11 protein-coding genes and 2 pseudogenes are annotated in these 12,815 nt (G+C 61.6%); 5 read left to right on the top strand and 8 right to left on the bottom strand.

Annotated elements, in window-relative coordinates:
* Positions 1–1,916: ESPR-type extended signal peptide-containing protein (locus EO156_RS22345; protein WP_241239508.1), on the bottom strand; the 1,916-nt coding region annotated here is incomplete at its 3' end.
* A 158-nt stretch (positions 1,917–2,074) separates the two neighbouring features.
* On the opposite strand from EO156_RS22345, the pseudogene EO156_RS22340 reads away from it, so the two are divergent.
* Both EO156_RS22340 and EO156_RS22335 read left to right on the top strand, forming a co-directional pair.
* Positions 2,075–2,494, top strand: a pseudogene (locus EO156_RS22340) (IS5/IS1182 family transposase); the annotation flags it as partial.
* 67 nt (positions 2,495–2,561) lie between these two features.
* A pseudogene (locus tag EO156_RS22335) lies at positions 2,562–3,139 on the top strand (transposase); the annotation flags it as partial.
* A 113-nt stretch (positions 3,140–3,252) separates the two neighbouring features.
* Here the strand turns inward: EO156_RS22335 and EO156_RS22325 are convergent.
* Entirely contained in the window at positions 3,253–4,278 is a 1,026-nt protein-coding gene (locus tag EO156_RS22325) for a hypothetical protein (RefSeq protein ID WP_026006835.1), read from the bottom strand.
* A gap of 408 nt (positions 4,279–4,686) precedes the next feature.
* Here EO156_RS22325 and EO156_RS22315 point away from each other — a divergent pair, with 408 nt between their 5' ends.
* The 3 genes from EO156_RS22315 (at position 4,687) to EO156_RS22305 (ending at position 6,575) form a co-directional block, all read left to right on the top strand.
* Positions 4,687–5,190, top strand: a complete 504-nt coding sequence (locus EO156_RS22315; protein ID WP_016849030.1) for a pyridoxamine 5'-phosphate oxidase family protein — start codon at positions 4,687–4,689, stop codon at positions 5,188–5,190.
* A gap of 119 nt (positions 5,191–5,309) precedes the next feature.
* The gene (locus tag EO156_RS22310) at positions 5,310–6,191 is read left to right on the top strand and encodes an MBL fold metallo-hydrolase (protein WP_016849031.1); all 882 of its coding nucleotides are present in this window, start codon (positions 5,310–5,312) and stop codon (positions 6,189–6,191) included.
* Between the two features lie 93 nt (positions 6,192–6,284).
* Positions 6,285–6,575: a hypothetical protein gene (locus EO156_RS22305; protein ID WP_003486922.1), complete on the top strand. Its 291-nt coding sequence runs from the start codon at positions 6,285–6,287 to the stop codon at positions 6,573–6,575.
* A gap of 55 nt (positions 6,576–6,630) precedes the next feature.
* On the opposite strand, the gene eutC is transcribed toward EO156_RS22305, so the two are convergent.
* The 6 genes from eutC to EO156_RS22270 form a co-directional block, all read right to left on the bottom strand.
* Positions 6,631–7,446: an ethanolamine ammonia-lyase subunit EutC gene (gene eutC, locus EO156_RS22300; protein ID WP_005913094.1), complete on the bottom strand. Its 816-nt coding sequence runs from the start codon at positions 7,444–7,446 to the stop codon at positions 6,631–6,633.
* A complete protein-coding gene (locus tag EO156_RS22295) occupies positions 7,443–8,852 on the bottom strand; it encodes an ethanolamine ammonia-lyase subunit EutB (RefSeq protein ID WP_016849032.1) in 1,410 nt (469 codons plus the stop codon). Before EO156_RS22295 ends, eutC begins: the two co-directional genes overlap by 4 nt.
* Positions 8,849–10,213, bottom strand: a complete 1,365-nt coding sequence (eat, locus tag EO156_RS22290) for an ethanolamine permease (protein ID WP_016849033.1) — start codon at positions 10,211–10,213, stop codon at positions 8,849–8,851. Before eat ends, EO156_RS22295 begins: the two co-directional genes overlap by 4 nt.
* Before the next feature lie 416 nt (positions 10,214–10,629).
* Positions 10,630–11,091 carry a VOC family protein gene (locus EO156_RS22280; RefSeq protein WP_230577972.1) on the bottom strand — a complete coding sequence of 154 codons (462 nt, stop codon included), beginning with the start codon at positions 11,089–11,091 and terminating at the stop codon, positions 10,630–10,632.
* Positions 11,092–11,248: 157 nt separating this feature from the next.
* Positions 11,249–12,091 (bottom strand): M23 family metallopeptidase, encoded by an 843-nt coding sequence (locus EO156_RS22275; RefSeq protein ID WP_011051533.1) that lies wholly within the window; start codon positions 12,089–12,091, stop codon positions 11,249–11,251.
* Positions 12,091–12,815, bottom strand: a 725-nt coding sequence (locus EO156_RS22270; protein ID WP_164735865.1) for an amidohydrolase family protein, incomplete at its 5' end; no start/stop codon positions are given. The genes EO156_RS22275 and EO156_RS22270, both read right to left, overlap by 1 nt.

Below are 12,815 nucleotides of genomic sequence, written 5' to 3'. Positions count from 1 at the left end.
ACGGGACTGCTAGCCGAGACCCGCCCGGCCGCCACGTTGGTAACGGTGCGCTCTTTACCCGCAGCACCCACGCTGACGGTGCTGACCGGTTCAGTGCCGGCATAGGTGTACAAGGTGCCGTTGATGCTGCCGGATACCGTGGCCACGACGGCCGCGGTGGTACTGGAAGCACCCAACGCAACCGAACCATCCTGACCCGCCGATGCGCCGTTGCCGATCGCAATAGAGCTATCGCCACTGGCTTTAGCAGCTACGCCCAAGGCAGTGCTGTCAGCACCAGTGGCCTCGCTGTCGTCGCCCGTCGAGTTGGTATTGACGTACTTCACGCCCTTGCCATCCTGCAGATTCTGGATCGTCGTATTGATCGTGGTGATCTGGTCACCCACTTCCTTGACCTTGGTCCCGACCGAACCGACCTCCGTATTGGTCGCAAACAACTGCGAACCGTTCACCGCGTCGGTACTGTCTGCACTCAGGCGACCGGCAGCAACATTCTGGATCTGGCGCTCTGCTCCAACCGCGCCCACGCTGAACGCACCAATGGGAGCGCCTCCGGCAAAGTTGTAGGTGGTATCACCAAGCTTTACGGACTTCACCGCGCTGACCGCCGAGCTGCTTGCGCCAAAACCGACCGCCACGTCCATGGCCTGCCCCGCAACGGCTCCGGCACCGATCGCGACACTATCAGCGCCAGTGGCAACGCTTTCCGCACCATCCGAATTGACATGCAGATATTTCATACTCGTTCCGCTCTGGATACCATCGATAGTCTCGCCCAGCTTGCCGATTTCGACATTGGTCGCAAACAACTGCGAACCGTTCACCGCGTCGGTACTGCTAGCCGAGACCCGCCCGGCCGCCACGTTGGTAACGGTGCGCTCTTTACCCGCAGCACCCACGCTGACGGTGCTGACCGGTTCAGTGCCGGCATAGGTGTACAAGGTGCCGTTGATGCTGCCGGATACCGTGGCCACGACGGCCGCGGTGGTACTGGAAGCACCCAACGCAACCGAACCATCCTGACCCGCCGATGCGCCATAGCCGATCGCCGTCGAATTTGCAGACGCAGCAGCTGCACTCGCGCCCATTGCGGTGGATTGGATTCCACTAGCCTTGGCATCGGAGCCCATGGCGACTGCCTCGCTGGATGACGCTTCGCTGTTGACACCCAAGGCGATAGCGTTCAGGCCGGATGCGACACTGCCCTTGCTTTGCGCAATCGAATTTTGACCTGAGGCCAGCGCACCGTTGCCGATGGCGATCGAGCTCTCGCCACCGGCGTTGGTACTTCCCATGCCGATAGCGATGGCTTCTGCGCCACTCGCAGTGCCCGTCGCCTGAGACGAGGTCACTGAGAAATATGGAATATTGAGATCACCGGTCAGCGTCAGATTGTTGATCGTCGCGTTATTCAGATATGCCGCGGTATTGGCATAAAGCTTCCCGCCAACAGTCATGTTGACCGCATTCGAGTTGTCGTCGTTAGCCCAAACAAGAATTCTGTTCTGCTGGGTTGCGGCATCACTAAAACCACAAGTTGTCTTGAGACCGTAGTATTTAAAAGAGTCTCTCACCCTTCCCCAGTTATCCTGGGATTCACCATTAGCGCCATAACTGTAATTCTGCTGATTGGCAACCTTCCAGGAAAGAACATTGCAGTACGGCTGGCTACTTTGTGACCCATACCCGTAAGTAGCGAATATTCCGCCATTGTACTGGTGTGCTGGATCCTGAACGTCGGTGGCTTGAGCTATGCTTATGAAGCCAGCGAATGAAAGCAAAGCGCAACCCAATGAGGCGCTCCGGGACAACCTCCTGGATACTACCCGCTTACCTTTGGAATTATTTGCCAACTCTGACACGATCACCCATGCACTGACTGCATGGCTCCATATGATTTTGAATGTAGCGTTCATGGCAATAGCCTGAATTTAATAGGGCCTTTACTATCCTCTGCAAGACTTTGAATGAGGATAGGTGCCACCCCAAGCAGCCATAGGCGATAGCCTAAAGAAACTCTGAACAACCCATCCTGATCTGCCACAATCGACCAACGACCCGAGTGGAAAATTTGATGCAACTGACCTTCGGCGACGCGGAGTACAACGGCAAGCGCAAGCGGACGCTGCGTGAGGTGTTCTTGGCCGAGATGGACCAGGTCGTGCCGTGGAAGGACCTGCTGGCGCTGATCGAGCCGCACTACCCGACGTTGGGGCAGCCAGGGCGCCAGCCGTATCGGTTGGAAACGATGCTGCGTATCCACTTTTTGCAGCAGTGGTATGCGCTGAGCGATCCATCGGCGGAAGAAGCGCTGTACGACACGGTGCCGATGCGCCGTTTCGCCAAGATCGGCGGGCTGGATGAGGTGCCGGACAAGACCACGATTCTCAACTTCTGCCATCTGTTGGAGCACCACGATTTGGCGCGCAAGCTGTTCAGTCGGGTCAACGCGCACCTGTCGCGCAAGGGGCAGAGCTTGCGCGGTGGGACCGTAAGCTCCCCCGATCCGCAGACACCGCATAAGTAGATCTTTCTGGCATCGTTCCAAGTCAGGAGGTTCCATGCGCACATCGAAGTTCACCGAGACACAGATCATCGCCACGCTGAAGCAGGCCGACGCAGGCGTTCCAGTCAAATACATCTGTCGCCAAGTCGGCATCAGCACGGCGACCTATTACCAGTGGAAGAGCAAGTACGGCGGCTTGGAGGCGTCCGAGCTGCGGCGGGTCAAGGAGCTCGAGTCCGAGAACGCCAAGCTCAAACGGATGTACGCCGAGTTGGCGCTCGACAACGCGGCGATGAAGGACCTGATCGCAAAAAAACTCTAGGGCCGGCGCGTAAACGCGAGGCGGTGCGGTTCCTTATCGAGGTCCACGCGCGGCCGTTGCGCCGGTCCTGTGCATGCGTCGGGCTGTCGCGTGCCGCTTGGTATGCACCGCCTCTGGACTGGACGGTGCGCGATGCCGAGCTGATTGCCGAGATCGCGCGTTACGTTGAAGCGCACCCCAGTCGTGGCTTCTGGAAGTGCAGCGACTACCTTCGCAAGCAGCAACCAGGTTGGAATCCCAAACGCATCTATCGCGTTTACAAGGCCATGAAGCTCAACCTACGCCGCGCTGCAAAGCGTCGCCTTCCCAAGGTCTGTTTGCGCTTGCCTAGGCCCTCAGCGTCACCGAACGTCAGTTGCATGGATCACTCCTCAACATGAGGCGGGTCGTGTCGCGTATCTGTGGTCCGTTGTTCAGAGCTTCCTTAGTTCGAGGCTGCTGCGGTCTGATACAGGTTACGGATTGCTGACGTCCACTGAGGACCGAACGAAGCGTGGGTGAACTGCTTATAGGCAAATGAGGTCATGCCGACTTCGACGTCCTGCACGGGATCCTCGTCGGTCGAAACCCACGGTGAGCCGCTGACACCGGAGCGTGCGTCCCACTCCAGGCCTTCAATGGCATAGTCCTTGTTCATCCATGGGTTCGGCTCTGCTGTGCTGGTCACGCTGACAGGCGTGTTCCCATTGGCGCCAGGGTCGGTGTTGTAGCCAGTTACCCGATATTCGTTGTCGTCCTGCTGACCGTCAAAGCGAACGCCAGACGCTCCTACAGTATTCGACAAAGTGGCGCCAGAGAGCTTCATTGTCATGGGAGCTTGCACCTGGAAGAAGGCCGTATCGTAGTCCACGGCTCGCTCTGAGACCCAGCGATCATCGGCCGTGATGGTCGTCGCAGGCCAAACACCATAGGGGGCGGTACCGTTGTAGGCTGGCACGAACACCAAGTCCGACACAAACTTGCCTGCTAGGGCAGAGACGCATCGCCCCGAGGTGGCTACGACGTTCCCGGAATCGGAGACGACCGCATTGCCAGTGCAGCGCTGATCTATGCCGTTCGCTCGAAAGAAGACCACGCCGAGGTGGGCTGCGGGGGAGAATCCTGGAACCGGCACGGACGGAACCGTCTTCGGCGTTGGCACCGATCTTGTCACCAACTTCAACTTTCCGCTCCGGTTTTTCCCATGGGCCAATGCCGAATTCTGCAACTCTGGCGGGTCGCCGTCGACCGGGTTGGCATCCACGAATAATGCGGAAACAGCAGCTTGCATCCGTCCGAGGGTCCAGTAGGAAGCACTCTCATCTCGCTGAGCAGTCGGAACAACGTGCTGCACGATGGTGCCGGCGGAGAGGTTGACCGAATTTGTGCTTGCAGGCACGTCGGTAATCACTAGGAAGGCTAGGGCCGCGCAGGAAGCACGCAGGAATGTAATTTTAGGCATATATGTCATTATTATCTTAACCTGTATGTTTTTCTTGGAGTTGGGCGATCTGAGTGGATTAATTAAAATTATATAAAATAAATAATTTACGATTAAATCGCAGTGTGTGCCCATGTTTATGGCTGATTTTCGTCGCTTCTACCATCGGCGCTACTGTTTTTTCTTTCGCGCGCAGATGCGCTGCATCAGTAGCGTTTGTACTATAACCGTGATCCGCTTATTTGATTCTTTTTTTGCGAATGCAAGGGTGCGTGTGCGAAGTTCGCCACCATCCTCTGCCAAGGCGCGCGCTGGTGACGATGTTGGTATTGGTGCCCAAGCAGAATTGCGTTGTCGCAATGTGTAGAACGAGAGTGCGCATCGTCACATGCTGTGGTCAGAGCGAGTTCCAGACTGGCTCACCCGCGTATCACGCGCATGTCAGGAATCGAAATGGCAGACACCAAAGAGTTGCAGGAAAAATTCTGGAAGGCGCTCAAATCAGATCGCACCGTGATGCTGGGCCTGGACGGTGTCGAAGACGGCCACGCGCGTCCGATGACCGCACAGATCGAAGGCGATAGCGGTGGGCCGATCTGGTTCTTTACATCTAAGGACAACGCGCTGATCGCCATGCTGGGGCAGGGCCGCCGCGTCATCGGCGCCTTCAGCAGCAAGGGGCACGATTTGTTCGCCAGCATCAGCGGCTCGCTGCGTGAAGACACCGACCCGGCCACGGTCGACCGGTTGTGGAATCCGTATGTCGCCGCGTGGTACGAAGGCGGCAAGACCGATCCGAACTTGGCGCTGCTGCGCCTGGACGCCGACCATGCGCAGATCTGGCTCAACGAGTCGAGCCTGCTGGCAGGAATCAAGGTGTTGTTGGGCGTAGACCCGAAGAAGGATTATCAAGACAAGGTGGCGGACGTTCCGCTGCGCTGAAACCTGCCTCGCACACGCCACCGTCAAGGTGGCGTGTGCGCGCTAGTTGTGCAATCGGTACCGCTCACCGCTGTGCGACGGCCGCGTTGCAATGCTGGCCCGCCAAGCGGAGCGCGCCGATGCGCGTGCATCACCTCAATTGCATCTCCACCTGCCCGTTGGGCGGCCATCTTATCGACGGCCGTACGCCGGGCGTACTGGATCGCGGCCATCTGTGTTGCCATTGCTTGCTGGTGGAAACCAGCGCCGGGTTGGTCCTGATCGATACCGGTTTCGGCCTGCGCGATGTCGCGGAGCCACGCGCGCGTCTGAGTCGATTTTTTCTGGCGCTGGTCAAGCCAGACTTGCGCGAGGACATGACCGCAATCCGGCAGATACAACGGCTCGGGCTGGATCCACGCGATGTGCGGCATATCGTGCTGACCCATCTGGATTTCGACCACGCCGGTGGGCTGGACGACTTTCCGCATGCGCGGGTGCATCTGATGACGAGCGAGCGCGATGCCGCACTGGCACAGCGCACCTGGATGGATCGCCAGCGCTTTCGTCCGCAACAGTGGTCTACGCGCGGGCAGTGGCGCACATACGATGGCGCAGCAGGCGAGCACTGGATGGGGCTGGAGTGCGTGCGCGACCTGCATGGACTACCGCCAGAACTGCTGATGGTGCCGCTTCCCGGTCACACTCTGGGTCACGCCGCGGTTGCGGTGCATACGCCGGAGCGATGGCTGCTGCTGGCAGGTGATGCATATTTCTTCCATCGCGAAATGGATGCAGATGCGCCTTACTGCACGCCAGGGCTGCGTGCTTACCAATGGATGTTGGAAAAGGACCGGGCCGCGCGCTTGACCAACCAGCAGCGTCTGCGCGCTCTACGGCAACAACACGGCGGTGAGGTGGAGGTATTCTGTTCGCACGATGCAAGCGAGTTCGAGCGCGTTGCCGGGCAGCCGGCCCGTCTGCCGAGCGGCGCCTTGCTGCACGCACCCACGCCACAGTGATCTGCGCTTCACCGCGCGCCAACGCACCGCAGCGCGATGATCTGCCACCGGCACAGCGCGCTTGCGTGATGACGCCATTCCAGGAGATCGAACATGCAGCAGATTGAAATTGGCCAGATGGTGTTTCTACGCGATGGCGAAGTCGGCGTCGGTGCCATCCGCGACATCCGCAACGAGGGGGACGAGCTGGTCATCAATATCGAAAATGGCGGCGACTTCGTACTGCCTGCATCGGTGGTGCGTGATGTGCATTCGGGCAAGGTGATGCTGGATGTCGACAAACTTCCTGATGATGTACGCAATGCCCTGCGTCATCCGCATGACAACGAGTTGCAGACCAGCACCTATGCCGCCAGCAATATGCAGGATGGTGCGTTGAAGTAACGGATGGATTTCTTGCTGAGCGGTGTCGATTCCGGGTCCGCACACGCCGCGCAGGTCAGTCCGGCAGCAAGAACGTGCGCGGCGCAACATCGGCAGGGCCTGCCAGCAGCGCGGGTTGCTCGGCTTCGTCCTTCAGCTGCACGCCAGAGAGTTTGCGGCGGAATGCTTCGCGCAGCAGATATCCCAGTTTGTGCGTCGCCTCGGCGTAGCTCAGTCCCTCGGCGCGAATGTTGGAAATGCAGTTGCGCGCTGCATCGGTGAGCCCGACGCGGGGCGTGTAGGTGAGATACAGGCCCAGGCTGTCGGGCGAACTCAGGCCCGGGCGTTCGCCGATCAGCACGATCACGGTACGCGCGTCGAGCAGCTCGCCGACCTCATCGCCGATCGCCACGCGCCCTTGTCTCACCAATACCACCGGGGCGAGTGACCAACCTTCTTGCGAGGCCAGTGCGTCGATCTGGTCGAGCATGCGCGCCGCGTGCCGATGCACGGCCAGCGCCGACAGCCCGTCAGCGACCACCACCGCAACGTCATGTCTGCCGCCGTGCACGGCCGTGAGGCCGCGTAGCTGGGCGGCGGCTTCTTCGGCCAGGCGCCGTCCCAGATCGGGACGTTGCAGATACTGATGACGATCGGCCGCAGCGCTTTGGAGCAAGATGCTGCTGCGCCCGCGTTGCTCCAGTGCGGCCTGAAGCGGTGCCGGGTCGAATGCCAGATGCACCGCATCGCGTGCCTGCGCATGCGCCAGCTGGAACTCCAGGTGCGCGTCCGTCGGCAAACTGGTCCCCACCCGGCCCAGCGCAATGCGCGCGGGGGTCAGTTGGCGCAGTTGCGCCCAGGCATCGCGTGGCGGTGTGGAGGGTACGCTCATGGCGCCGCTCTACCGCTGGCCTGTGCCAATGCACGCCGAAATGGCGCCGGTACCTCGCTGCCAAGCTCGAAGCGGCCATCGCGCAGCTGCAGGATGTCGTGCTGCTCCAGCCACTGTTCGAACTCGGGCGCAGCGCGCAGGCCGAGCGCCTGGCGTGCATACAGCGCATCGTGAAACGAGGTGGTCTGGTAGTTCAGCATCACATCGTCCGAGCCGGGAATGCCCATGATGAAATTGATGCCGGCAGTACCGAGCAGGGTGAGCAACATATCCATGTCGTCCTGATCGGCTTCGGCATGATTGGTGTAGCAGATGTCGCAGCCCATCGGCACGCCGAGCAACTTGCCGCAGAAGTGATCCTCAAGCCCGGCGCGGATGATCTGCTTGCCGTCGTAGAGATATTCCGGCCCGATGAAGCCAACCACGGTGTTCACCAGCAGCGGTTTGTAGTGGCGCGCCACCGCATAGGCGCGCACCTCGCAGGTCTGTTGATCCACGCCGTGGTGCGCATTGGCCGACAACGCGCTGCCCTGGCCGGTTTCGAAATACATCACGTTATCGCCGACGTTGCCGCGGCGCAGCGACAGGCCCGCTTCGTAACCTTCCTGCAGCAAGGCCAGATTGATGCCGAAGCTGGCATTGGCCGCTTCGGTGCCGGCGATCGACTGAAACACCAGGTCCACCGGCACGCCACGACCGATCGCTTCGATGGTGGTGGTGATGTGCGCAAGCACGCACGATTGCGTGGGGATCCGATAACCGCTGATCACCGCATCGAGCATGCGCAACAAGGCCGTGGTTGCGGCCAGGCTGTCGCTGGCCGGGTTGATGCCGATCACCGCGTCGCCGTTGCCGTACAACAAGCCGTCGAGCACGCTGGCGGCAATGCCGGTGGCGTCATCGGTGGGATGGTTGGGCTGCAGGCGCGTCGACAGGCGTCCGCGCAACCCCAGCGTGTTGCGAAAGCGGGTGACGACCCGGGTTTTCTGCGCCACCAGGATCAGATCCTGCACCCGCATCAATTTGGACACCGCGGCCACCATTTCCGGCGTCAGGCCGGGTGCCAATGCGGTCAATGCGGCTTCGTCGGCCTGCGCACTCAGCAGCCAATCGCGGAAGCCGCCCACGGTGAGATGCGCCACAGCGGCAAATGCAACGGCATCGTGCTGGTCGATGATCAGCCGGGTGACTTCGTCTGCTTCATAAGGCACCACCGCCTCCTGCAGGAAATGCTGCAGCGGTAGATCGGCCAGCGCCATCTGTGCGGCGACGCGCTGCAGGCCGGAGTCGGCGGCAAGGCCGGCCAGCTGGTCGCCGGAGCGTGCCGGCGTCGCCTTGGCCAGCAGCTGCTTCAGATCGGCAAACCGAAAACGCTCGCCGCCTGCGGTGAAGGCAAAGCCGCTCATCCGGCACGGGCCGCGGGCGTGTGCTGGGTGCGCAGGCTAAGGACGCAACACGCCGCGCCGAACAGCAGCAGGCCCAGAAAGATCAACGCCACAATCGGGTTGAACCACACCATCGCCACCAGGCACACCAGCGCCAGCAGCAGCGCAATGGCCGGCACCACCGGGTACCCCGGTGCGCGGAAACTACGCTCCAACCCCGGTTCGGCGCGACGCAGCTTGAACAGGCTGAGCATGCTCATCACATACATCACGATCGCCCCGAACACCGACATGGTGATCATCGCTGCGGTCAACGACATGCCCTGGATCTTGACCACGCTGTCGCTGCAGATTGCCGCAATGCCGATGACGCCGCCGGCCAGAATGGCGCGATGCGGCGTGCGAAAACGCGACAGCCTGGCCAGCCCATGCGGCAGGAAGCCGGCACGCGCCAGCGCGAAGAACTGCCGCGAATAGCCCAGGATGATGCCGTGGAAACTCGCCACCAGCCCGAACAGGCCGATCCACACCAGCATGTGCAACCAGCTGGAACTGTTGCCGACCACCGCCTTCATCGCCTGCGGCAGCGGGTCGTTGATGTTGGACAGCTGGCGCCAGTCGCCGACGCCGCCGGCAAACACCATCACCCCCAGCGCCAAGATCACCAGGGTGAGAATGCCGGCGATGTAGGCGCGCGGAATCGTGCGCGTGGGGTCTTTGGCTTCTTCGGCCGCCATCGCTGCCCCTTCGATCGCCAGGAAAAACCAGATCGCAAACGGAATTGCGGCGAAGATTCCGGAAATGGCCGCCGGCCCGAACACGTTGCTGCCGGCCCAGCCGTTGGCGGCGAAGCGCGCCACGCTGAAACCCGGCGCCACCACACCCATGAACACCAGCAACTCGATCACCGCCAGCAAGGTCACGATCAGCTCGAAGGTCGCTGCAATCGCCACGCCCACGATGTTCAAGCTCATGAAGACCAGGTAGGCGCCAATCGCTGCGATGCGCGGATCGAGCATGGGGTACTGCACGTTCAAATACGCGCCGATCGCCATCGAGATGGCCGGCGGCGCGAAGACGAATTCGATCAACGTGGCCAGGCCCGCCAGCATGCCGCCATAGGTGCCGAACGCGCGCAGGCTGTAGGCGAAGGGCCCGCCCGCATTGGGAATGGCGGTGGTCAATTCGGTGAAGCTGAAGATGAAGCAGGTGTACATCACGGCGACCAGCAGCGTGGTCGCCAGAAACCCGAGCGTACCGGCGGTGCCCCAGCCGTAACTCCAGCCGAAATACTCGCCTGAAATCACCAGCCCCACCGCGATGCCCCACAGCTGCCAGGTGCCCAGGGTCGGTTTGAGGTGCTCGTTGCGCATGTCGCACATCTCCTGCAGTCGGGGGAGGGGAGATGAAGCACGCCCGACGCCGAAGCGACGGACCGACCGTCAGCAACTCAAGCGTTCAGATGCAGCGACGCGCGACGGTCGCCTCGGTTATACCCCAAAGCCCGCTGGCGAACACAGGCACAACGGGTAGGTCGCCTCTGACCGGGTATGTAGCGTTCCGGCGCAATGGTCGTGGGTTGCGTTTTTCTTCTGGCGCCGCAGGGTGTGGCCCGTTGTAAATTGAGGGGGCCTGATCCAGTGGTCGCGATGCATCAAATAGTGGGGTCATCGCAGAATGACTCTGCAGCCGCACGCTAAGGCGGATCGGGATCATGGTCCATCAACGGGGCGGGGATGCGACCATTCGGTGTCATCCCGCCGACGACTGCGCCGGTCGTTGGGGCGCGCCGGTTCTGTCACGGTCCAGCGGGCTGCATGAACTCGATGGAAATATGGTCGGGACCAGACACGTAGGCGGTGAGCGTTCCTGTTCTCGGACCTCCCGGAATCGGCAGCGGCCTGCCCTTCGCCTTCCATCCGGCCGCCTCGACACGGCAGATGGCCGCATGGATGTCCCGGACGGTCAGCGCCAGATGGGCAGCCCCGATCGCACCCGCGCTTTCCGGCGACTGCCCATTCCGACGACCTTTGGAATATTGCAGCAACTCGACGATGAATCCGTCCGGAGCCTTCACGATTGCCGTTCGCACGCTCGGATCATCCACGCCGGTGACCTGATGCAGGAAATCGCCGCCCATCTCTGCCTGTCGTTCGAGCGTAAACCCCAGGGCCTCGGTCCAGAACCGGATAGCCTCGTCAAGAGATGAAACGGCAAACCCGATGTGATCAACGTTGGCCACGCCTGCATTGCTATCCACTGTTGCGGCTCCGTTCCAGTACGTCCGAGACGCGATAATTTGTGTGAGGGAACCTCGAGTCAGCAGAAGACCGGGCTGGCCAAGCAGGCTCTTATAGGGCGCGTATAACAGCGTCTTCAATGCCACCGCGCGTCAAAGAGGCGATCTTTCGAACGCTCTACTTCGTCCGCTCAAGCACCAGCAACGGATCGATGCGGGTGTCGAACCAATTCATCCCCCAATGCAGATGCGGCCCCGTGGCGCGCCCGGTGGCACCAACCGCGGCAATCACCTGGCCTTGCTCGACCCGGTCGCCCACCTTCACGTCGATACGCGACAAGTGCAGGAAATTCGAGCTTACCCCGAAGCCGTGATCCAGCAGCACCGTGCCACCGGTGAGATACAGGTCCGGCGCCGCGAACGTCACCACGCCGGCAGCCGGTGCCTTCACCGGGGTGCCGGTGGGTACGGCGATGTCCATGCCCGAATGGCCGGCGCCGGGCTGGCCGTTGTACACGCGTGCATTGCCGAAGCGGCCGCTGATGCGTCCCTGCACCGGCCAGATGAAGGGTTGGGCGAAATCGGTGCGTGCGTCATCGCGGTCGCGCGCCGCCGTGACCTGCGCCTGTTCGCGTTTGATGCGCGCAGCAATCTCGGCCGGCGGGTTGACCGTCTTGGGCGGCACGCCATTGACGCGTTCCACCGGCCAGTCGCGCGGCGTCACTGCGATGCTCACGGTCCGCGTGCTGCCATCGGGTTGGGTGACCTGCACCTGCAAAGGCCCGGTCGCATCGCGGCCGATACCGAACACGACGCTTCCATAACCGCTCACACGCAAGCTGCGGCCGGCGTATTGCACCTTGCTATCAGCCGGCACCTTGCCGATTACCAGCGCACCTTGCGAAGCGCTTTGCGGAAACACGACATCAGTTGCGACGGCCGCACTCTGCGCATCGGCGCGTCCTGCAACCAGCGCGACTGGCGCCAGGATCAACCAGGCGCCAAACAGGACTGCGCGCATCAGCGGTCGAAGGTCAGGCGCTGGCCGGCAGCGCTGCCCACCAGCTGTTCGCCATCCCACACCTGCTGGCCGTTGACCCAGGTTGCGGCAATGCGCGAACGGAAGGTGGTGCCTTCGAACGGCGACCAGCCGCACTTGGACAGCACCTGCTCGCGCTTCACGGTGAACGGCGTGTTGTCGATCATCACCAGGTCGGCGAAATAGCCTTCGCGCAGGAAGCCGCGTTCTTCCACATCGAACAACTGCGCCGGCGCATGCGCGAACTTCTGCACGATACGGGTGATCGGCAACTTGCCTTCGTGCACCAGCTCCAGTGCCGCGACCAGCGCGTACTGCACCAGCGGCAGGCCCGAGGGCGCCTGCGCATAGGGCTTTTGCTTTTCTTCCCAGGTGTGCGGGGCGTGGTCGGTGGCGAGCACGTCGATGACGTCTTCGGCCAGCGCATCGATGAGCGCCAGACGATCTTCGGCGTCCTTGATCGCGGGGTTGCACTTGATCAGGTTGCCCAGTCGCGCGTAATCGCTGCGATCGAAGCGCAAGAAGTGGATGCAGGTCTCGGCGGTAATGCGCTTGCGCAGCTTGCCGTCGGCATCGACCAGCGGGCCGGCTTCGAACAGCGACAGCTCGTCGGCAGTGGAGATGTGCAATACGTGCAGGCGGGTGTTGTGCTGGCGCGCCAGCGACACCGCCAGCTGCGACGACTTCAGGCAGGCTTGACGCGAAC

Origin of the sequence: Xanthomonas sp. DAR33341, from assembly GCF_003992815.1 — a bacterium.
GTDB lineage: Bacteria > Pseudomonadota > Gammaproteobacteria > Xanthomonadales > Xanthomonadaceae > Xanthomonas > Xanthomonas cissicola.
This window is presented reverse-complemented; position numbering and strand designations above follow the sequence as displayed.

Bases quoted from the DNA above. Each gene is read 5' to 3' on its own strand.
- eutC (WP_005913094.1), bottom strand. From the start codon at position 7,446: ATGAGCGTACCCTCCACACCGCCACGCGATGCCTGGGCGCAACTGCGC.
- EO156_RS22305 (WP_003486922.1), top strand. From the start codon at position 6,285: ATGCAGCAGATTGAAATTGGCCAGATGGTGTTTCTACGCGATGGCGAA.
- EO156_RS22315 (WP_016849030.1), top strand. From the start codon at position 4,687: ATGTCAGGAATCGAAATGGCAGACACCAAAGAGTTGCAGGAAAAATTC.
- EO156_RS22310 (WP_016849031.1), top strand. From the start codon at position 5,310: ATGCGCGTGCATCACCTCAATTGCATCTCCACCTGCCCGTTGGGCGGC.
- EO156_RS22295 (WP_016849032.1), bottom strand. From the start codon at position 8,852: ATGAGCGGCTTTGCCTTCACCGCAGGCGGCGAGCGTTTTCGGTTTGCC.
- EO156_RS22325 (WP_026006835.1), bottom strand. From the start codon at position 4,278: ATGACATATATGCCTAAAATTACATTCCTGCGTGCTTCCTGCGCGGCC.
- eat (WP_016849033.1), bottom strand. From the start codon at position 10,213: ATGTGCGACATGCGCAACGAGCACCTCAAACCGACCCTGGGCACCTGG.
- EO156_RS22275 (WP_011051533.1), bottom strand. From the start codon at position 12,091: ATGCGCGCAGTCCTGTTTGGCGCCTGGTTGATCCTGGCGCCAGTCGCG.